The 22,246-nt window shown below is 73.0% G+C and carries 8 protein-coding genes; 1 reads left to right on the top strand and 7 read right to left on the bottom strand.

Annotated features, from left to right (window positions below; genetic code table 11):
- Positions 1-57 precede the first annotated feature (57 nt).
- Complete coding sequence (locus tag ACZ5SK_RS42260) at positions 58-675, top strand: MerR family transcriptional regulator (protein WP_099938014.1); 618 nt, start codon at positions 58-60, stop codon at positions 673-675.
- A gap of 13 nt (positions 676-688) precedes the next feature.
- Here the strand turns inward: ACZ5SK_RS42260 and ACZ5SK_RS42255 are convergent, their stop codons facing one another.
- The 7 genes from ACZ5SK_RS42255 to ACZ5SK_RS42225 form a co-directional block, all read right to left on the bottom strand.
- The gene (locus ACZ5SK_RS42255) at positions 689-1,981 is read right to left on the bottom strand and encodes an NAD(P)/FAD-dependent oxidoreductase (RefSeq protein WP_361709172.1); all 1,293 of its coding nucleotides are present in this window, start codon (positions 1,979-1,981) and stop codon (positions 689-691) included.
- Between the two features lie 18 nt (positions 1,982-1,999).
- Positions 2,000-2,698, bottom strand: coding sequence for a 4'-phosphopantetheinyl transferase family protein (locus ACZ5SK_RS42250; protein ID WP_361709169.1), 699 nt, complete (start codon positions 2,696-2,698; stop codon positions 2,000-2,002).
- A gap of 1 nt (position 2,699) precedes the next feature.
- Positions 2,700-4,466 carry an acyl-CoA dehydrogenase family protein gene (locus ACZ5SK_RS42245; RefSeq protein ID WP_334582522.1) on the bottom strand — a complete coding sequence of 589 codons (1,767 nt, stop codon included), beginning with the start codon at positions 4,464-4,466 and terminating at the stop codon, positions 2,700-2,702.
- 11 nt (positions 4,467-4,477) lie between these two features.
- Positions 4,478-6,193, bottom strand: a complete 1,716-nt coding sequence (locus tag ACZ5SK_RS42240; RefSeq protein WP_334582521.1) for an acyl-CoA dehydrogenase family protein — start codon at positions 6,191-6,193, stop codon at positions 4,478-4,480.
- Positions 6,190-7,815: a PfaD family polyunsaturated fatty acid/polyketide biosynthesis protein gene (locus ACZ5SK_RS42235; protein WP_468577607.1), complete on the bottom strand. Its 1,626-nt coding sequence runs from the start codon at positions 7,813-7,815 to the stop codon at positions 6,190-6,192. Before ACZ5SK_RS42235 ends, ACZ5SK_RS42240 begins: the two co-directional genes overlap by 4 nt.
- A gap of 35 nt (positions 7,816-7,850) precedes the next feature.
- Positions 7,851-15,182: a beta-ketoacyl synthase N-terminal-like domain-containing protein gene (locus ACZ5SK_RS42230; RefSeq protein WP_468577605.1), complete on the bottom strand. Its 7,332-nt coding sequence runs from the start codon at positions 15,180-15,182 to the stop codon at positions 7,851-7,853.
- 107 nt (positions 15,183-15,289) lie between these two features.
- Positions 15,290-22,228, bottom strand: a complete 6,939-nt coding sequence (locus ACZ5SK_RS42225) for an SDR family NAD(P)-dependent oxidoreductase (RefSeq protein ID WP_361709159.1) — start codon at positions 22,226-22,228, stop codon at positions 15,290-15,292.
- Positions 22,229-22,246: the final 18 nt, after the last annotated feature.

Below are 22,246 nucleotides of genomic sequence, written 5' to 3'. Positions count from 1 at the left end.
AGTAGAGGTATCCAGTTTTCAAGTGCAAGGCCGACGACCGAACCGGAGCCGAACCCCATGCGAATCTCCGAGTTGAGCCGCCGCAGTGGCGTCTCCGTGACGACGATCAAGTACTACCTCCGCGAGGGCCTGCTCCCGTCCGGCCGTCAGACGGCCGCCACCCAGGCCGAGTACGACGACCAGCACCTGCGCCGACTCCGCCTGATCCGAGCCCTGACCGGTGTACGCGGTCTGTCGGTCAGCACCACCCGGGAGGTGCTCGACGCCCTCGCGGAGTACACGGGGGACACCCACCGTCTGCTGGGCGTCGCCCTCGGCGCCATCCGAGTGGGCGAGGCACCCTCCGACGACGCGTCTGAGGCCGCCGAAGTCGAGGCACTGGTCAAGGAGTTGGACTGGGACGTGCACGCGTCGGCGCCCGCCCGGGCCGCCCTCGCCGAGACCCTCGGCTCCCTGCGCGCCCTCGGCGTCCCGCTCGACTGGCGGACCCTCCTGCCGTACGCGCAGCTCGCCGAGCGCACCGCGGTCCTCGACCTCGACCAGCTCACCGGTCTCGACGACCCGTTGGAGGCCGCCGAGCGCGCCCTCCTGCTGACCGTCCTCCTGGAGCCCGCCCTGATGGCACTCAGGCGCATGGCCCAGGAAAACGAATCAGCCCGCCGCCACGCTCCCTAGGGCGTGTTTCGCCCTAGCGGCCCAGTTCGCGCAGTAGTTGGGCGGCGGCCTCCTTGCCGGAGGAGAACGCGGCCTCGTGCGAGCCGATCTGGTCGTGGTACTGCTGCTTGGAGTGGAAGTACGAGCCGCACAGCTTGACCCGCGGGCCGTCGTTGACGTCGTAGATGGTCGCTTGCGCGTCGCGCATCGCCATGTCGATGACCGGGTGCTCGTAGTGGAAGGTCCGGATGACCGACTCCTCACGGATCGGCAGCGGACAGTCGAGCGTGACGAAGTAGTCGGTCGTCGACTCGAAGTCGTGCAGCTTGTTCATGTAGTAGACGACGAACGTGCGCGGCTCCCCGTCCAGCGTCACCTTGCCGTAGTTCCACGCCTCCCACCGCTTCTCGTCGACCGGCATCACCGAGGCGTCGGTGTGCAGAACGACCGTGGAGGCGTTGTAGCGCAGGTCCGCGAGCAGCTTCTGCTGGGCCGGGGTGGGGTTCTCCAGCAGCGTGCGGGTGGTGTCGGCGTGGGTGGCGACGATCGCGTGGTCGAAGCGCTCCTCACCGGACTCGGTGCGTACGACGACCCCGTCCCCGAGCTGCCGGATCCCGGTGACCGGCTCGGACAGCCGCACCTTCGGGTCGATGGCGGCGAGCACCTTGCGCACATAGGAGACCGAACCCCCCGTCACGGTCCGCCAGTCGACGCGGCGGCCGCCCAGGCCGCCCTCGTCGTGGGCCATGAAGAAGGCGATCACGGTCGTGGCGGGCATCTCCCAGATCAGCTCGGCCGGCACCGACCACACCGCGCTGCACAGCAGGATGAAGTAGCCGTGGCGGAACTCCTGGCTGTAGCCGTTGCGGTCGAGGTACTCACCCATCGGCATGTTCGTGCGCTTGCGGAAGAAGTCCCGGCGGCCCTCCTCATGGAAGCGGCGGGCCTCGCGCCAGATGGTCTGGAAGTACTCGGGGTAGCGCGCGGCCACCTCCTCCTCCGGCAGATCCAGCTCGGCGCTGCCGTACTGGAAGACGGAGTCGAGGTCGAAGAAGTTGAAGCCGGTCGGCAACGGCTGGGTCGTCACGCCCAGTTCGTCGAAGAACCCCGTCAGGTTGGGGTAGCCGGGCCGGTTGTGGACCACGAACGCGGTGTCCAGACCGAGGAGTTGGCCCCCGTCCTCCACCTCCACGGTGCTGGCGTGGCCGCCGTAGCGGTCCTCGCGCTCGAACAGGGTGATCTCGGCGTGCTCGCGCAGGACATACGCTGCGGAGAGGCCGGCGACGCCACCGCCGACGACGGCGATGCTGGGCTTGGTGGGGGACATCGAAGCTCCTTACGGGGGTCAGCCGGACAGCGTGACGGTGCTCAGCCCGCCGGGGCGGGACTCTTCGGTGGCCACGGCCACCACGTGGTGCGGGGTCGGGCGCACCAGGTCGAAATGCCAGCGCCCCACGGGCAGTTCGGGGTCGTGAAGGCGAATGCGGGGGCCGGACAGGTCGGTGAACGCGAACGAGGACAGAGGGCGGCGCAGCCCGGTGCCGAGCGCCTTGAGGTAGGCCTCTTTGAGCACCCAGTGCGCGGCGACCCGCGTTGCCCGGGCCTCGGGGTCCGCCACCGCCGCCAGGTCGGCCTGCTCCCGCTCGGCGAAGTGCTGCGGCAGGTGTGCCACGGCGTCGGCGCCGGCGGGCGAGGCCTCGGCGTCCACACCGCAGGCCCGGCCGTCCTCCGTGACCACGCAGGCGATCAGACCGTCGGTGTGGGAGAGGTTGAAGCGCAGGCCCGAGCCGGCCGGCAGATCCAGCTCCGGCCTGCCGTCCTCGGTGGTGCGAAACCGCCAGGCGCCGACCGGGTGGCCGGACCGGGCGCTGAGCGCGTGCCGCGCCAGCAGCCGCGCGGCGACCCGGCGCAGCCGACCGCGCGCGACACGCGTGCGCTCGCAGCGCGCCCACTCGCCGCCGCTGAGCAGGGCCGTGCCGCCGAGACGGGCCACGAACGCCGCGGCGGCCGGCTCCGGCAGCAACCAGAGATATCGGTCCGTCATCTCAGCTGTGGGCCAGCGGGAACTGCCAGTACGAGAACAGCCGGTGCTCCCGGTACTGGTGGCGCAACACCCGCATCACCTCGTCGATGTCCGCCTGGTCGGTGATCGACTCGTGCGGGCGCAGATGCCGGCGCAGCCGCTCCAACTGGAGCAGCAGTACGGCCGCGTTGGGCAGCGGGTCCTCCAGCACCTCGTGCGAGTGGACGTAGGTGAGTACGCAGGCGGCGGTGGTGTGCAGCAGGCAGTACTGCTTGGCCAGGTCGAAGAGCTCGGCGCTCTGACCCAACGTGCGGCCGAGGCGGGCCTGGAGCGCCGCGTGCTGCTCGGCCAACTCCTCGGCGTGGTCCAGCAGTTCCTGCGCCGCGTCGGCGGCGCGCAGCAGCCGGCCGCGCTCCTCCTCCTTGGCGTCCATGGCCAGTTCCCGCAACCGGGCGAGCCCGTCGGGGGCGGCGAGCAGCGCGTCGTCCGCGCCCCGGCTGAACAGCTCCTGCTTCCACGGCTCGTACACCGGCAGCGGCCGGTGCATGCCGAACAGGGTGGCGGCCCGCTCGGCGGCCCGCGCCCTGGTCGCCTCGTCGGCGCCCCTCGCGCCGTCCAGCAGCCCGCCCAGCTGCTGGCCGAGGTTGCGCAGGTTCACCACCGTGTTGCCGTCGGCGAAGTTGGCGACCAGCAGATCGCGCAGCTTCTTCTGGAAGATGCCGTAGCGCGGATGGCCGCGCAGGAAGAAGCGGGCGCCGAGCACCACGCTGAGCTGGGACACCGTGCGTTCCAGGAGGGTCGGCAGGAAGTACTTGGCGACGGACGTCCACACGCTGGTCTGCTCCGGGGCCGCCTGGAGGCTGCGGACCGCCCCGAGGCTCACCGCGTCGCAGATCATCAGGTCCGCGAAGGCCTCCGTGAGCTGACGGCGGCTGTAGGGGATGTCGCTCACGGCCTGACCGAAGATCATCCGCTGCTCGGTGAAGTCCAGCGTGAGGCGCAGCGCCGTGTCGGCCGCCGACATCGCCAGGCCGTTGATGACCGCGCGGGCGGCCTGCGTGGCTTTCAGGGCGATCTCCAGGCCCTGGCCTTCCGCGCCGATCAGGTTCTCCGCCGGCACGAACGCGTCGTCGGCGCGCAGCCCGCTGATGTCCATCCCGCGCAGTCCGTGCAACTGCTCGCGGGGCAACTCCCGGATGGTGTCGGCGGGGGTGCGCGCCTTGTCCAGGACGAGGATGGAGAAGGCCCCGGGGCCGGGCCGTTCGCCGGTGCGCACGAACAGCGTCATCCGGTCGGCCATGGTGGCGGTGCCGATCAGCCACTTCTCGCCGCTGACGAGATAGCCGCCGTCCACCTTGCGCGCGGTCATGTCACTGGCCAGGAGATCGCTGCCGTGGGCGCGTTCGGACAGCCCCCAGGACATGCTGTGGCCGTCCTTCATGTCCGCGATCAGCCGGCGCTTCTGCTCGTCGGTGCCGCCGATCCACACCGGCATGAACGCGAGGTTGTTGATCACCATGGCGGTGGCCGTGGACGAGCAGCGGCGGGCGACGATCCGCGCCAGATTGAACCCGGTCTCCACGTTCCCGGCCCTGCCGCCCTGGGCGCCGGGCAGCGAATACTCCGGCACCCCCCACCGGCGCACCATGCTGACCAGCGCGAACGGGTACTCCTCCCGCTCGTCGTAGGCCATCACCTGGTCGAACGGCATCCGGCTGGCCGGATCGTGCGGATCGCCGAGAAAGCTTTCCAACTGCGCTGCGAGCGCTGTCAGTTCGTTCTTTGGCATGGGTGCTCCTGTCAGGAGGTCTCGTGCCGCCGGGCGGCCAGGGCGACGGGCAGGGCGGTGAACATCCGGTTGCGCTCGCGCAGCGCCAGCACCGCGTCCAGCGCGGGCAGCAGCGCGGTGCCGCGCCGGCGCGGGTCGATGCCGTCGGCACGGGCCAGGAGATAGCCGAGGGCCGCGCCCAGCCAGCCGGGGGAGCCCGGTGCCGCGCCGTAGAGCGAGCGGTCCCGGTTCGCCCACCACAGGCGTAGGCAGGCGGCGGCGCCGTGCAGCCAGGCGTACCGCTCGGCGAGGTCCACCAGGTCGTTCGGGTCGGCGCCGCGGGCGGTGGCCCGCTCGGTTTGCACGCCGAGCGCGGCCACCTGCCCGGCCAGCTCGGCGACCAGCCCCGCGGTGGGGCCGTCGTCTTCCCGCAGCGCCTCGCCGACGGCCTCGGCCAGCTCCCCGAGACCGCCCAGCACCGGGTCGGCGCCCCGGGTGACGAGATCGAAGAGGTCCGGCCGGTACGGCGGGAGCGGGGCGCCCGGCGTGAAGACGCATCCCAGCACGTCCGGCTTCACCTCCGTGCCGCCGGCCGCCAGGGTGCGGATCTGCCCCGCGTAGGAACGCAGGTTGGCCAGCGGGCTGGCGTCGATCACCCGCACCACCTGGGCGTCGCGCTGCAGCTTCTGGAACAGCCCGGCGCCCGGCGCCCCGGCCCGCAGCACCGAACGCGTGGCGAGCACCGTCCCACAGCGCCGGACCAGCTCCTCGCTCGCCTCGGCCACCACGTGCTTGGCCGCCGGACCCCACACACTGAAGGCCTCCGGCAGCGCGTGCACCCCACGGGCGGCGGCCAGCGCGACCGCGTCCACGGCGATCAGCGCGGCACAGGCGGCCGCCAGATCCCGGCGCGCGTACGGCGTCTCGCACAGGACGGCCCGCCCGAACCGGCGCTCGACGGCGAAGTCCAGGGTCAGCCGCACCGCTGAGTCCGCGATGCCCAGCGAGCCGGCCATGCTCATCAGCCGGACCGCCTGCTGCGCCTTGATGGCGACCTCCAGGCCCTCGCCCGCCCTGCCGACCCGGGCTGCCTCCGGCACCGGCAGTCCGGTGAACCGCAGATGCGCGAAGTCCATGCCGCGCATCCCGCCGGTGCGCGGCGAGGGCACCCGGGTCAGGCCGCTGTTCTGCGCCGACTCGTCGACGTCCAGCAGGAACGAGGAGAAGGCGCCGGGCCCGCGCTCCCCGGTCCGGGCCACCACGTAGACGGCGGCGCAGCGCTGCCCGTTGCCGACCATCCACTTCTCGCCGTGCAGCGTCCCGTCGTCGGCCAGTCGTACCTCGCCCGCCAGCAGATCGCTGCCGTGCTCCGCCTCGGACAGCCCGAACGCCACCGCCCCGCCGTCGCGCAGGATCTTCGCGACCCGCTCGCGCTGCTCAGGGCTGCCGTGGATCTGCAGACAGCTCGCGGCGATGATGCTGAACATGGTGCCCGGCATGACGTTGACGTCCCGGCGGGCGGCGGCCCGCACCAGGGCGATGCTGCGGTCGAACGTCTCGAAGGAACCGCCCCACTCCTGGGGCAGATAGGCGAGATGGAAGCCCGTGCCCCGCAGCGCCGCGCACAGCTCCTCGGGAAACGCGTCGGCCTCGTCGCGGGCCACCGCCGCCGCGAACCCGTACGGATTGTCGTCGTCGTACGGATCGCCCAGCGTCTCCTCCAGCGCCTCGGGCGTCAGCGCGCTCATCGGGCACCTGCCGGGGTCTGGCCCGCCGGGGTCTCCAGCGGAATCGGCCGGTAGTCGGCGCAGGCCGACGGGATGCCCACCCCGGCGACGCGCAACTGGGCCAGCCGGGTGTGGAAGGCGGCGCCCCGCAGCAGGTGATGCGCCACGTCGGCGGCCCTGCGGTTGGCCGGGTTCTTCAGATAGCTGCCGGTCACCCAGTCGTTGAAGCCGCCCATCGCCGGGCCGCACCAGATCTGGTAGTCCATGCTCCGGTCCTCGTCACCGGTCACCGCCCAGCGTGAGGCCATGCCCAGATACCAGCGGAAGACGAGCGCCATCCGACGCTTGGGGTTGCCGGCGGCGCGGGTGAGCTGTTCGGGGTCGCGGCGCTCGAAGTAGCCCACGCACTCCTGCCACACCTCCTCCAGCGGACGCCGGAAGATCTGCTGCTCCAGCTTGGCCCGCTCGTCCGCCGGGATCGCCTCCAGGCCGTCGAAGGCCTGGTAGAGCTGGTACAGGCGGCGGGCGCGCATCGGGAACAGCGTGCCCTTCTTCAGCACCTGGAGCTCCACGCCCATCTCGAACATGTCGGCGGCCGGCGCCATGTCGCAGTCGGCGATGCCCGCCTCGGCCAGCTTCGCCCGCGCGGCCGGGGACGCCCCGGACTCCAGGCACGACTGGTTGACGGACCCGGTGACGACATAGGCGGCGCCCATCGAGAAGGCCGCGGCCACCGCGCCGGGGGTGCCCAGTCCGCCGGCCGCGCCGACCCTGACGGGCACCGGGTAGCGGTGTTCGCGCTGGACGGTGTCCCGCAGCCTGAGCAGCGTGGGCAGCAGCACCGGCAGCGGCCGACGGTCCGTGTGGCCGCCGGAGTCCGCTTCCACGGTGATGTCGTCGGCCAGCGGCACATGGTGCGCGAGCCCGGCTTGCTCCGCGGTGATCAGCCCTTCCGCCAGCAGCGCGCTGACGAGGGCCGCGGGCGTGGGGCGCATGAAACGCTCCGCGGTCTCGGGCCGCGACACCTTGGCGATCAGCCGGTTCCCGGCGATCACCCGGCCGTCGGCGCCCCGGGTCAGCCCGGCCAGCCGGTAGCGCACCACATGCTGGGTGAGATCGAGGTAGGCGGACGCCTCGACACAGCGCACCCCGTGCGCGAGGAAAAGCTCCACCGCCTCCCTCTCGAGTCGCTGCTCGCTCGGGGAGTGGATCAGGTTGACGGCGTACGGCAGACCGGGGATCTCGGCGGCGAACCGGGTGAGCGCCTTCGCGATCGTCTCCGGCAGCAGGCCGGCCGCGCCGTAGGACGCCAGACACCCGGCCCGGGCCAGCGCGATCACGAGGTCCGCGGAGGCGATGCCGCCCGCCATGGCGCCGGCCATGTACGGCTGGCCCACCCCGTGGGCGGCGAGGAACGCGGCGGAGCCCAGGCGGTGCGGCGGCAGCGGCTGGGCCGCGGCGAGCACCTCGGGTCCCGCTTGGCCGGCCACCGCGGCGCCGCCGGACACCACACCGGTTCCGCCCGGGGTCCGGACGACGAAACAGGGGGCCTCCAGTTCGGCCAGAGCCTGGTAGACGCTCGCGGAGTCGGTGCTCGGGTACCCCTCCCCGGACCAGCGGAGCGGGGGCACGTGCTTGGTCATGAAAACGCAGCTCCTTGTGCTGGACGGGCGTCCGGTCAGGCCTCGGCGGCGGAGTCGTCGGCGCAGGAGCGCACCTCGATCGCCACATCGGTGAGTTCGTAGATCCGCAGGCCGGGCTTCCACAGATCGGCGTCGGCGATCAGCAGCACCCGGTCCGCCTCCCGGCGGACCTCCTTGATGTGCACGTCGAACCGGAGCTCCCGGTCGTCCCGCAGGATCTGACCCCGGTACTTCCACTTCATCTCCACGTCGGTCGCCATGGCGAAGCGCGGGCGCTCGACGCCCTCGGCGAGACCGCGCTCCAGCACGAACAGCCGCATCGCCTGCAGCACCGCCTCGACGCCGAGTGAGCCGGGCATCACCGGGTCACGGTGGAAGTGGCAGTCGAAGTACCACTCGTCGGGGCGGATCTCCCGGTAGCCGGTCAGATAGCCGGAGCCGTGCCGGCCCCCGTCCTCGACCAGGTCGACACGGTCCACGAGCTGGAAGTGGCCGCCGGGCAGCCGCAGCCGGCCCAGCGCGGGATCGGTGAACACCGGGGCGTCCGAAGGCAGTTCGATCCGGCGCACCCGGCCGTCGGCCAACCGGTCATGCGCCCGCTCCTGTTCGAGCCACGGCGCGACGTATGTGCCGCTGTCCAGGCCCACCTGGTTGGCCAGGGCGTCGTCGCTGAAGTAGCCGAAGAGCGACTCGCCGGTGTAGAAGACCTCGCCGTCGGCGGACAGTTCGTAGGAGAAGTTCTGCAGTACGGCCCCGGAGACCGCGCTCGTCATCAGCAGCCGGGAGTGGTGGCGGATGGTCTTGCCCCGCAGGTCCACGTCCTTGACGAGCGTGGCGCGGCCGTCGAGGTTGCGGATGGCGTACTCCTCCTGCGGCTGCTTGAGGGTGGCGCCGAGGTAGTAGCCGAGGAAGATGGCCGCCTGGAGCGAGGACTCCATGTACACGCAGTTGGGCATGTGCGGGTGGGAGTTGTGCAGGTAGTACCAGGCGTCGGCCGGCGAGTCGTACTCGGTCACCATCTCCGCTCCGGGGCGCAGATCGCCGCGGGTGCCGGTGAGGGACATGACCCGGTCGACGAACTGGAAGTCCCCGTTGGGGATGTAGGGCGCCCGGCGCGTGCGGTAGACCTCGAACTCGGGGCCCATCGCCATGTCCAGCTGCCCCTTGGCCGCGTGCGCCAGATGCAGCTCGTTGATCATCGCCGGCTCGCCGTCGCGGTTGCGGCGGCCGAGGAACCGCGGCACGCCGCCGGTCTCCGGACGGTACGGCGTGCCCTCCTTCTCCTGGATCTTCAGGCCCAGGTTCTTCATCCGGACGACCGGCTTGTCGCCCAGGTGGATGAGGACGTCGGCGACCACGGTGGGCCGGGGCAGCAGGGTCAGCTCCATGACCTCGATCTCGTAGCGGATCTCCCGGTCGCGCGGGGTGATCTGACCGCGCACCTGGACGTCGATCCGCCGGTCGGTCACGGTCTGGAACCGGGCGTCGGGCAGGGTGAGGTGCATGCCCTGGTGCAGCAGGTAGATCTGGAGCAGCTGCACCGCTCCCTCGGCGACCAGGGACCCGGCGAGCACCGGGTCGTCGGGGAAGTGGCAGGTGAAGTACCAGGCGTCCGGCTGCAGTTGCTTGGTCGCGCTGATCCTTCCGATGCCGCGCGGTCCGCCGGTGCGGTCGACGGTGACCTCGTCGATCATGCGCAGCATCTCGTGCGGGAGGCGCAGTGACGGGTTGACGCCCGGGTCCTGGGCGTGGTCCGGTCCGAAGACGTCACCAGGGCGGCCCTGCGCGAGCAGTTCCAGGTCGGCCCGGGTGAGGTGGTTGCGGTCGGTGTAGGCCAGCGGCTTGAACGACGTCCTGGTGAGCGCGGCGCGTGCGGCCTTCTCCTTCGCTGTCATCACGACGCCCAGCGGCGTGGCCAGCTCCGCCTCGCTGAAGAAGCCGGCGCAGGCGTCCTTGAGTTCGAGGATCAGCTCGCCGTCGGCGTAGCAGAGGTAGCTGAAGAAGAAGAGCGTGGTGTCGCCGTTGTGGACGAAGCGGTCGATGGAGATGTCGTAGCGGAGGGTCTGTCCGGTGCGGGGCAGGTCGCCGTGGAAGATCAGGGAGCTGTCGAGCAGACGGTAGACGCGGTCGCCGCGGTTCTTGAAGTCGATGCCGAGATAGCTGACCAGGAGCAGGTCGCACTGTCCGGCCTCGACGGTCACCGCGGGCGGCACACCGCCGTCCACCGCGTACCAGGCGTCCTCCGGCACGTCGTACTCGGTGGTGATCGTCGCGGGCTCGAAGACACCGGTCTCGCCCTTGAGGGCCGTGACCCGGGTGACGAAGTGGTACGGGGGCGCCGGGAGACGCACGCGTTTGCCGTAGCCGTCGATGGGCGCGAACTTCTCGCCGAAGACCTTGGCGATGGAGCCGGTCGCGAACTCCAGGAGGTCGGCCTCGTTCCAGATCTCGTCGCCGGACCTGACCGGGGGAGCGGGGGGCTGCGGCGCCGGGGCGAGGGCCTTGGGCGCGGGGGCGGGCGTAACCGGAAGGGCGGCGGGGGCGGCGGGGGCGGGCCGGATGGCCGGACGTCGTCCGGGCGAGGCGGTCGGGGCGGCCTGGGCCGTCGGGGTCCCTCCCGCGTCGAGCAGGGCCTCGGCGCGGCTGAGGGTGGCCTGCTGGAGGACGCGCTGGGTCTCCATGACCACCGAGTGCGTGGTGACGATTTGCTCGCGCAGTTCACGGATGACGTCCGCGGTCGTCGTCGTGCCGGGCGCCGCGGCCGGCTGGGGCCGGGGCGCCGGGCGGGACGGGACCGAGGGGCGGTCGGCCGGGGTGGCGGGCTCCTGCGGCGCCCAGGGCAGGAACGCGATCGGGTCACCGTCGAAGGTGAGGGTCTCGGGGTCGGCGAGCGTCGGGTCAGCGGGCATGGGCGCTGGCTCCTCCAACGGAACAGGAACAGGAACAGGAGAGACGGGCGGTACGGGAGGTCCGGCCGGGGCTTCGGGCAGGCCGGGCAGGGACGAGGCGGCTGCCGTCGTGGACCCGGCGGATGCCGCTGGTGCGGCGGACCGTGCGGCCGGGACCGGTGCCGCGGACCGCACGGCGAGCGAGGCCAGTTCCCTGGCCCCGCGGGCGACCCGGGCCGGAATCGGCTCGCCCCCGCCCACCCGGACCTGCCGACGGGCCGGCGCCGCGGCCGGCTCGGGGCCGAGCAGCGCTGCCAGGTCGACGGGCAGACCGTGACCGACCAGCCGGGCCACCAGCTGGGCCACCGACCTGGCGGCGGAGCTGCCCCGCCGGTCCACGGGCACGGCCACGTGCGCCGCGTCGCCCAGCGTGTCCCGCACCCAGCGGGAGCAGGTCGCGCTGGGGCCGACCTCGATGAAGTAGCGGTAACCGGCGTCGTAGGCGGTGCGCACCAGACGGGGGAAGTCGATCGTGGACCGCAGGGTGTGCGCGATCCGCCGGGAGATCCGCTCGCGGTCCAGGCCGGGCAGCGCCTGGTAGTCGTAGGCGCTGAACAGCTCCAGATCGCCGAGCGAGCCGGTCGGGTAGTCGTTCAGGCCGGCCAGAGCGTCGAGTTCGGCGTCCACGACGGGGGCGTGCATCACGGCGTTGACGGGGGAGCGGGCCGCCGGGCAGCCCACGTCCTTGATGAGGGCGCGGCACTGGGCGGGATCGCCCGCGATCACCAGTTCGCCGGGCGTGTTGACATGCGTGAGGAACACCCGGTCGTACCGGTTGAGCGCCTCGCGCACCGTCTCCGCGTCGGCCAGCAGCACATGGCTGCCCCACACCTCCTGGTCCGGGGTGTCCTCCGGCAGTCCCCACAGCTCACGCACCGTGCGGCGCGGACCGCACAGACGGTCGCGGAAGATCGGCGTATCGCTGATCAGGGTGTCGCGGCGGCCCTCCGACAGCCAGCCGCCGGTGGCGAACAGCATGCTGGACTCGCCCAGGCTGTAGCCGAACCCGCCCTGGACGGGGACGCCGAGGACCTCACGGACCAGCTCGGTGTACAGGATGGCGAAGCTGGTGCCGGTGGCGAGCATGAACGGGATGTCGTCGCCGAGCGCCGACTCGTGCTCCATCAGTTCGCGCCGCCCGGACGCGGTCTGCGTCCGCGGGTACAGCAGACGCTCGCGCAGCAGCCGGGCGGGTTCGTCGGTGCGGGCCTCGAACCGGTCCAGCAGCCCGGGGAACGCCCGGAAGAAGTCCCGCCCGAGACCGGGGTAGGAGTTGAAGGCGCCCGGATAGACCAGCGCCACCTTTCCCTGCGGGCCGATCGGGCGGCCCGTGGCGAACGACCCGGCCGGCGTGGCCCATTCCTCGCCGCGCGCCAGCGCGGCGGGCAGACCGCGGGCCGCCAGCTCCAACTGGTGGGCGAGCTCGGCCCCGTCGCCGCCGACGAGCACGGCGCGCAGCGCCGCGTCCGGCAGTGCGGCGGCGGCCGTCCGGGCCAGCGCACCGGCGTCGGCGCCCTCGGCCAGCAGTTTCCGGTGCTGCTCGACCGAGTCCAGCAGCCCGTCCACCGTGCCGGCGGACAGCGGCAGCAGGACCGGGCCGCCGGCCCGCCGCCAGTCGGCCGTCACCGTGCGGCCCCTGGTGGCGTCGGCCGACAGCACCAGATGACCGTGGGCGCCGTCGGCGCCGATGACGTCGACCGCCGCGTACCGCCGGTCCCCGCCGTGCGCCCGCAGCCACGGCCGGGAGTACTCCGGCACATAGAGCGCCGACGCGGCGAAGACGTCGGTGAGTTCCGCCGCGGGCCGGCTCCAGCCGGGGACGCCGGGCAGATAGCCGTGGTGCAGGCACAGCACCGTGCGGATCAGGCCGGCCATGGCGGCCGCGCAGCCGGTGTCGCCGAGCTGCGCCTTGGCGCTCCCCAGGGCCGTACTGCCGAGACCGGCCGGGTAGACGCGGGCCAGTGCGTCGAGTTCGGCCCGGTCCTGGTCGGCGGATCCGCCCGCGTGGGCCTCCAGGTAGCCGATGTCGGCCGCGCTCACCCCGGCCTCCGCGAGGGCGGCCTCGACGGCCTCGGCCATCGGCTCCACGGCGGCCTCCGGCACGGCGCCGTCGACGGGCACGGCGTGGCGCAGGGCCAGACCGTCGAGCCGGGCGTAGACCCGGCCGCCGGCGCCGGGGCGGGTGACCACCACGGCGCCCGCGCCGTCGCCGATCCGCCGCCCCCAGGCGCCCTCGCCGAAGGACAGCCCGGCCTCGGCGACCGCCCCGGGACGCAGCAGGGACTGCTCGGCGGAGGCCGCCAGATCGACCGCGCCGACCAGGACGGCCTCGATACCCGGGTCGAGCAGCAGCAGCCGGGCGATCTCCAGCGCCTCGACCGTGCCCGCGGCATGCGCCGAGACGGTGAAGGACGGGCCGGTCAGATTCCACAGCGAGGAGATCTTGCTGGCCATCACGTTGCCGATGAAGCTGAGCACCTCGTTGGTGCTCACGGTGTCGGCCACCGCCTCCCGGGACAGCGCGGCCAGCGCGGCCCGCTGCTCCTCGGTCAGATCGAGGCCGGCCCGCTCGAACTCACGGCGCAGGAAGTCGCCGAGGCCGTAGCGGGCGATCCTGGCGTGGGTGTAGGGCTCGATCTCCATGTTCACCACGACGGCGATCCGCCGCGGCGGAGGAGCGGACTGCCCCTCGGCGGGCGCCCGGCTGAATCCCGCGTCACGCAGCGCCTCGTCGGCCACCTTCACCACCAGCGCCTGCTGGAGGTTGTACATCCGCAGGTCGGCCGGGGGGATCCGGAGGTCCAGCGGGTCGATGCCGACGCCGTCCACGAAGCCGCCGACCGGCAGCGGGTCCGGTCCCGTCCCCACCCGGTCCAGGGAACCGCCGGGGGCCTGCTCCAGGCCGCGCCAGCGCCGCTCGGGCAGGTCGCGGAAGGCGTCGGCGCCGTCGTGGACGGAACTCTCGAAGGCCTCCAGCGACTCGAAGGAGCCGAAGTGGGCGCCGAGCCCGATGATGTCGAGGTCGGGGGCGGTCACCGGCGGACCGTCCGCCGCCTCCGACCGCTCGGCGGGCGCGGAGAGCACGGCGTGCGCGTTGGCACCGCCGAAGCCGAAGGCGGACACCCCGGCCCGGCGCGGCCCGGCGCCCCGCGGCCAGTCCCGCCCGGTCCGCACCAGGACGTCGGCGCCGACCCGGCCGTCCTTGGAGGTGACGGGCTGCTCGACGCCGATGGTGGGCGGGATGTGGCCCTCGCCCATGGCGAGTACGACCTTGAGCAGGCCCGCGAGACCCGCGGCGGTGAGCAGATGCCCGATGTTGCCCTTGACGGAGCCGATCAGGGGTACCCGTCCCCGGCCGCCGAAGAAGGCGCTCACGGACTCGGCCTCGGTGCTGTCGCCGATCGGGGTTCCGGTGGCGTGGCACTCCACGTAGTCGATCTCGGCCGGGTCGAACCCGGCCTGCGCGTAGGCGAGTTCGTAGGCCTGGAGCTGGCCGGCCGCCTGCGGGACGAGCAGATGACGGCCGCTGCCGTCGTTGGACAGGCCGACGCCGTCCACCACGGCGTGGATCCGGTCGCCGTCGCGCACCGCGTCCGCCAGCCGTTTCACCGCGAGCATGCCGGCGCCCTGACTGGTGACGATGCCGCCGGAACGGGTGTCGAAGGGCTGACTGAACCCGTCCTCCGGGTAGGCGTGCAGATCCGAGAAGGACACGTGCAGCAGGCGCGGGTCCGGGGCGCAGACACCGCCCGCGAGCACCAGGTCGACGCGCCCGGTGTCCAGGTGATGGCAGGCCAGCTTCAGCGCGTACAGGGCGGAGGCACAGGCGGCGTCGAGGGCGTAGCGGGGGCCGCCGAGGCCGAGGGCGGCGGCCGCCACCCCGGCGGGGGAGCCGCTGACGCGGGCGTTCTCCGGAAGCAGGGCGCTGCGGTCGACGAGCGCCTCGGGCCCCGCCAGCCCGTCGAGCGCGGGCAGCCCGGCCTGGCGCAGACCCGCCAGCACCGCTTCCTGGAACAGCGGCACGCTCCCCTCGGCCGAGACGGGGGTGGGCAGGGAGTAGTTGCCGAGGATCAGGCCGGTCCTGGCCAGCACCTCGGGCCGGTCGGCGTGACCGGAGTCGCGCAGCGCCTCCCGGGCCACATGGAGCGACCAGTGGAAGAGCCGGTCGAGCCGGGCCAGCCGGTCGGCGGCTATGAGATAGCCGGCCGGGTCGAAGGCGAAGTCGTCGATGAAGCCGCCCTGGTGGCAGTAGATGGGGTGGTCCGGGTCGGCGTCACGGGCGTTCGGCGCCGCGCCGAAGATCTCCTCGCCTCCTTCCCGGCGGCTGTCCACCCCGGCACGGAGGTTCCGCCAGAATCCGGCGGGCGAGGCGGCGCCCGGGAACAGGCAGGAGAGGCCGACGATGGCGTAGGTGTTCATGAGAGCTGGGATCCCTTCTGAGGGGACCGCCGGTCCGGACGGCTCCGGCGTGCGGCTGGGAGAGCCGTGCGGACCGGCGATCGCCTGCGTCTGTCGCTCCTGGACGGTCAGTCGTTGACGAACTTGGCCGCGAGCTGGGGAGCGGAGACCACCGAGACCCCGTCGAGACGGGCGAGGACCTGCCCGTCGGGAGTGCAGGCGGTGATGGTGAAGGAGGCCGTCGACTCCCGGTCGGAGGAGACGGGCTCCACCACGACCAGGAAGGGCTCGGCGTCGGGCAGCCGCCGGTGCAGCACGGCGCCCTCCACCGACAGCGGCAGCCCGGCCGTGTCACGGAAGAGGCTGCCCCACACCAGACCGGCCTGCAGCAGCAGGTCGGCGGTGCCGGGGGCGTACCGGGAACTGTCGAAGGCGCCTGCCGCCGGGTGGAGTTCGGGCAGGGCGCACTCCAGGACCAGCCGGGACCGCTCCTCGGCCAGCACCCGGCGCACGCCCTGCAGCGCGGGCCCGTGGAACAGGGTGCCGTCGTGGTAGAAGTCCGAGGCGTCCCGGCCGCCGCCCAGTCCGGGCAGCCCGGCGACCTCGGTCGCGACGGGCGCCGCGCCGGGCACGACCACCGCGCCGTAGCGGGGCCGTGCGGTGCCGTCCTGCTCGATGCCGCGGATGTCGATCCGTACGGCGTCCCCGGCCGGCGTCATGGTCAGCTGCCACCGCTCCGGCCGGCCGGCGTCGAAGACGACGCCCTTGTAGACGGTGAAGTCCCGGACCACGGCGGCCGTCGTGCCGAACGTGCGCTCCACCGCGGCGAGCGCCCAGCCGAGCGGGACCGCCGCCGGCAGCACCGGAGCCCCGCCGATCACATGGTCGGCGACCATGGGGTCGTGCTCCAGACCGGCCAGCGGCCGCTCCACCGTGACGGGGGCTGTCGGCAGTGCCGTCTCGCGCTCGGACAGCGGTGTGGTGGGGCCGAGCACGGTCACCAGGTCGTGCGAGCGCTCGGCCGCGAACTGCTCGACGAACATCCGGGCGCCGGTGTCCGAGGGGATCAGGACCAGACCGCGCTCGGCGAAGACGGCCTTCACCTCGGGCGAGACCATTCCGCTGTCCCACGCGCCCCAGTTGAGCGAGGTGACCCGGGCCGCCGGGTGGCGCCGCTTGAAGGACGCGGCCCAGGCGTTGAGCACCTCGTTGGCCATCGCGTAGTCCGACTGGCCGCGGTTGCCGAAGAAGCCGGCCACCGAGGAGAAGAGCACCACGTGCCGCAGCGCCTCACCGGGCAGTGCGGCCGTGACCGCTTGCAGACCGTCCAGCTTGGGCGCGAAGACCCGCTCGATCTCGGACGCCTTCTTGTTGGCGATCAACTGGTCCGCGAGGACTCCGGCGCCGTGCACCAGACCGGTGACCCGCTCCCGGTAGGGGGCGAGCGCGGCGGCGGTGGCGGCGGGATCGGTGATGTCCACCGCCAGGTACTCGGCCTGGCTGCCGGCCGCGCGGAGCTCCGCCAGCGTGGCGCGGATCTCCCGGGCGCCGGTCACCGCCCGGTACAGCTGCTCGACCCGCTTCGGAGTGGGCTTCTCCCCACGCCGGTGCAACTCGCCCGCCGCGGCGGCCTTGAGACCGGACTCGGCCACGCCGGCGGCCCAGGCCGGTTCGTCGTCGAGCGGCGTACGGCCCAGCAGGAGCAGTCCGGGCCGGTGGCGCCGGGCCAGCTCGGCCACGCATACGGCGGTGATGCCGCGTCCGCCGCCGGTGACCACCAGGAGATCCTGCTCGGTGAGCTCCGCCGCGGCCGTCTCCGTCGCGGGGGGCGTCGCGTCGCCCAGGGTGAGGGCGACCCGGCGGACGCCGTCGCGGCCCACCTGGACCGGCGAGGCCGCCGCGTCGTACGCCTCCTCCAGGACCAGTTCGGCGGCCTCGGCGGCGCTGAGCGAGCAGGACAGGTCCAGCGCCCGGCAGAACAGCTCCGGCGCCTCGACCGCGAGGGTCTTCACCAGTCCGCCGACGCCGCCGGCGGGCACCGCGTCCTCGGCGACTCCGTCGAGTCCGAAGGAGCCGTCGAGCCGGGTCACGGTGACGAACGCGGCGCGCCGGCCGCTCGCCGCCGCCTCGCCGAGCGGTCCGACCAGCTGCCGGGCGATCAGCAGGGTGTGGGCCAGCCGGCGCATGCCCTCGGCCCAGGTGAGGCCTTCGGCGGCCCCGAAGCCGAGCACGAGATGGATCTTGTCCTTGCCCAACTGCTCGATGCCGGACGACAGTTCGGTGGTGCCCCAGCCGCCGAGGGCCACGTCCGCGGCCCCGCTGACGCGCTGCGGCACGCCCGGCAGCCGCAGCACACGCACCTGCCACCCGCTCTCGACGAGCCGGGCCGCCGAGGCCCGCGCCACTTCACTGCCGTCGTCGACGACGAGTGCGGCCGCGCCGTGCGGATAGGCGTCGACCAGCTGGTCCGGCGCCGGGAGCTCCACGAGAGAGGCCTGTCCGCGGCCGATCCCGGCGGGCGCGGGCGCATCGCAGGCGTGAGGTGCTTCGGGCGCCTGGAGCGTAGGAGGCACGCTCTGCGGCTCGGCGGCGGGGCCGGAGAGGCCCGCGACGAAGCCGACGATGTCGTTCAGGGTGCGCAGTTCGGCGAGCTGCTCGGGGCCGACGGGGGTGGGGCTGGGGAAGCGTTCCTGGAGGACGCCCATGATCTCGACGCGTTTGATGGAGTCGATGCCCAAGTCCGCCTCGACGTCCATGCTCAGGTCGAGCATGTCGGCCGGGTAGCCCGTCTTGGCGGAGACGACCTCGAGGAGGGCGCCGCACACGTCGTCGGCGGTGGCGGTCGGGGCCGCCGGGGCGGCCTGCGGCGCGGGGGCGGCCTCGACCCGCGCCGGGCCGGCGGCGGATGCGTCCGGGCCGCGCAGCTCCAGGACGAAGCCGACGATCTCGTTCAGGGTGCGCAGCTCGGCGAGCTGCTCGGGACCGACGGGGGTGGAACTCGGGAAGCGTTCCTGGAGGACGCCCATGATCTCGACGCGTTTGATGGAGTCGATGCCGAGGTCCGCCTCGACGTCCATGCCCAGGTCGAGCATGTCCGCCGGGTAGCCCGTCTTCTCCGACACGACGCCGAGGAGGGCGGCGGCGACGTCCTCGGTGCTGACGGCGGGGGCGGGCTCCGGGGCGGTGAGGGGCGCGGCGGCGGCCGGGGTGCCGGGGTTCGCGCCGCCGAGGCTCAGCACGAAGCCGACGATCTCGCTGAGGGTGCGCAGTTCGCCGAGCTGTTCGGGGCCGACGGGGGTGGGGCTGGGGAAGCGTTCCTGGAGGACGCCCATGATCTCGACGCGTTTGATGGAGTCGATGCCCAAGTCCGCCTCCACGTCCATGCCGAGTTCGAGCATCTCCGCCGGGTAGCCGGTCTTCTGCGCCACCACGTCGAGCAGCGCCGCCGCGACGTCGTCCTGCGAGGGGCCGTCGGCCGACGGCGCCTGCGACGGCGCGGGAGCCGTCGGTGCCGACGCCCGCGGGCTCACCGCGACGGGGGCCGGCGGAGCCTCGGGAAGCGCGACGGGAGACGCCGGGACCACCGGGGCGGGGGCCGGCTCAAGGGCTGCGGGAGCAGCGGCCGCAGCCGAGGGCAGCTCCACGGGCGCGGACACGGACAGGGCGGCCGGAGCGACCGGAGCAACAGGCGCCGGGCCCGCCGGAGCCGCGCTCCCCAACTCCATGGCGGCCAGGTCCCGCAGGATCTCGTTGGCCCGGACGTGTGCGCGCCCGATCGCCAGCCCGTGTTCCTTGACCGAGGACACGCCCGGGATCACCACGTCGACGCGGCCCTGCTCATCGGCTCGCTCGAGCAGCCCCATCATGCGCTGCGCGCTGTCGAGCTGTCCCTGGAGGTAGTCGTCGTGGAGGGCGAGGTGATCGGCGATCAGCGCGGAGAGCCGGTCGTCGGCGGGGGCGGCAGCGGAGGCCGGGGCGGGGGAGGGATGTTCTTCGTGCACGGGCTCGCTCTCCAGGACGTCGGCGGGGACGGGCAGGGCGGCCGCGGGCGCCGTCCGTACGGCGCCGGCCACGGCGCCCGAGGTCACGGCGGCGACCGGCGCGGGCAACGGCGCCTCGGCTCGCCGCAGGACCGCAGCGGGCTGCGGTGCGGAGGGTGCGGGGGCGGGCGCCGAGAGCACGCCCGCGAGCGGCCGCGACCTGTCGGCGCCGCCCGGCGGACTCACCCGGTAGCCGTTCTCGATCGCGTCGCGGTACGCCGCCTTCCGCGTCTCGGGGACATGGTTGATGCCGTTGAGCGGGATGGTCATCCCCTTGACGGGTTCGGTGCTCATCGGCTCGGCGGTGTAGCGGTCGTCGGTGGCCAACGGCAGGCCCAGCACGGCCAGTTGGGCCACCGCCCGCTTCAGCGTCAGGTCCGCGTCCGCGCCGCTGCCCGGGTCGAGCTGCACCGCGAAGTGCTCGCGCTCGCCGAGGATGCGCCGGACCAGCTTGGTGAGCACGCCCTTGGGGCCGAACTCGACGAACGTACGGAACCCGGCCGCGTACATCTCCTCGACCCGGTCGGCGAACTCGACCGGCTTGCCGATCTGCTCGACCAGCGTGCGTCGGTTGGCCTCGACGTCCGAACCGTAGGCGGCCCCGGGGGAGTTGGCGTACACCGGGCGCCGGGGCTCACGCAGCTGCGCCTCGGCCACGCGGCGTCCGAAGGCCTCCACGGCGTGGGCGACGAACGGGGTGTGGAAGGCCGCCGACACCGGCAGCCGCAGTGCGCGGACGCCTGCCGCCCCGGCCGCCTCCACGAACCGCTCCACCGCGTCGGTGGCGCCCCCGACCACGATCTGGTCCGCGGCGTTGCGGTTGCAGACCGTCAACCCGTCGTGTGCGGCGAGCAGTTCGGCGACGTGCTCCTCGGTGGCGGTGACGGCGGCCATGGCGCCGGCGTCGAAGCCGGCGGGCGCGTCGGCGGGCGGCGCCATCGCGGCGCCGCGGGCCCGGGCCAGCGCGAAGTAGGTGGCGTCGTCGAGGGCGCCGGCGGCCCACAGCGCGGCCAGTTCGCCGAAGCTGTGCCCGAGGAAACCCTCGGCGTCGAAGCCGAGTTCGGTCAGATACCGGTACTGGCCGGCGGCCAGGGCGCCGATCGCGGGCTGGGCGTACTCGGTGCGGCGCAGCTCGCTCTCCTGGGCGGTGCGCGTCATCTCGTCGAACGCGGGGGGCGGGAACGCCACCCGGGACAGCGGGCGTTCGTGCTCCCCGAAGGCCGCGTTGGCCTCGTCGAAGGCCGCCCGCAGCGGGGGCAGCGCCAGCACCGCTGTCCGGCCGGGCTCGACGTACTGGCTGCCCTGGCCGGCGAAGAGCGCGGCCACCTTGCCGAGGGGTGCGTCGCACGCGCGGAAGTAGACGCCCTTGGGATGCGACCAGGAGTCGGCCGAGGGCCGGGTGCGCAGCTCGGCCAGGGCGAGGGCGCGCAGTTCGGCGAGTTCGGCGTCGGAGCGGGCGACGAGCGCGAGCCTGGGGTGACCGGCCGGGGCGGGGGCGGACGCGGGCTCCGGGCCCTCGTCGAGCTCCCTGATCAGACCATTCGTGTCAGGTGCATGCCACATATACACCCGGCTCACAGGGAACATGACCTGCAGGTCGTCCCCGACCCCGTGCTCCTCCATCACCACATGGAAGTTGGTGCCGCCGAACCCGAACGCCGAGACGGCTGCCCGGCGTCGGGGCCGGCGCGGGTCGCGGATCCAGGGGCGGGTGCGGGTGCTGACGTAGAACGGGCTGTTCTCCCAGTCCACCGACGGGTTCGGCCGCTCCACGTTGATCGTGGGCGGCAGGAGCCGGTGGTGCAGGGAGAGCGCCAGCTTGATCATTCCGGCCGCGCCGGCGGCTGCCTTGGTGTGGCCGATCTGCGACTTCACACTGCCGACCGCCGCGAACTGCCGGTCCTGGCCGTCCTGCGAGACCACCGCGCTCAGCGCGGACAGCTCGGTCGCCTCGCCGACGGCCGTCCCCGTGCCGTGCGCCTCGAACAGCTCGATGGAGTCCGGGGAGACGTCGGCGTCCTCGTACGCGCGGCGCAGCGCGGCCATCTGGCCTTCCTTGCGCGGGGCGTAGATGGACTTGAAGCGGCCGTCGCTGGAGGAGCCGATGCCGCGGATGACGGCGTAGATCCGGTTGCCGTCCCGCTCGGCGTCCGACAGTCGGCGCAGGGCCAGCATGCCGATGCCCTCGCCGATGAGGGTGCCGTCGGCGTTCTCGTCGAACGGGCGGATGCCGCCGGTCTTGGAGAAGGCGGGCGTCTTGCTGAAGCACAGGTACATGAAGATGGTGTTCTCGGCGTCGCAGCCGCCCACCAGCATCGTGTCCGAGCGCCGCTCCAGCAGGTCGCTGATCGCGCTCTTCACCGCGCCCAGCGAGCTCGCGCAGGCGGCGTCGATCGTCATGTTGGTGCCGCCCAGGTCCAGGCGGTTGGCGATCCGGCCGGCGACGACGTTGCCCAGCATGCCGGGGAAGGAGTTCTCCTCCCAGGGCGCGAAGGCCAGTTTGAACTTCTCCGCGATCTCCTCCGCGTCCCGCTCGGAGAGCCCGCAGGAGCGGACGACCTCTTTGAGGACGGGGGTCTGGAGCCGGTTCGACAGCGGCTGGGTGAGCTGGTTGGCGCCGGTCACGCCGAGGATCACACCGGTGCGCGAGGCGTCGTACCACTCCTGGTCGGAGCCCGCGTCCTTGAGCACGTCGCGGGCCACGACCAGGCTCAACAGCTGTAGGACGTCGGTGACTTCGAGGGTGTTCGGCGGCAGGCCGAACTCCAGCGGGTTGAAGTCGACGGTGGGGATGAAGCCGCCGCGCCGGGAGTACGTCTTGTCGGGCGCGGTGGGATCGGGGTCGTAGTGCTCCGACACGTCCCAGTGCGTCGCGGGGACGTCCTCGATGCAGTCGGCGGCGGAGACCACGTTCGCCCAGAACTCGTGCAGGTCACGGGACTTGGGATACAGCGCGGACAGACCGACGATCGCGATGGGATCCCGCGCGAGTCGGCGGTCGAGGTCAGAAGGGTGCGAAGCGTTCACGGCGAGGCTCTCTTGGTC

It is taken from the genome of Streptomyces sp. NPDC031474, from assembly GCF_055581185.1.
This window is presented reverse-complemented; position numbering and strand designations above follow the sequence as displayed.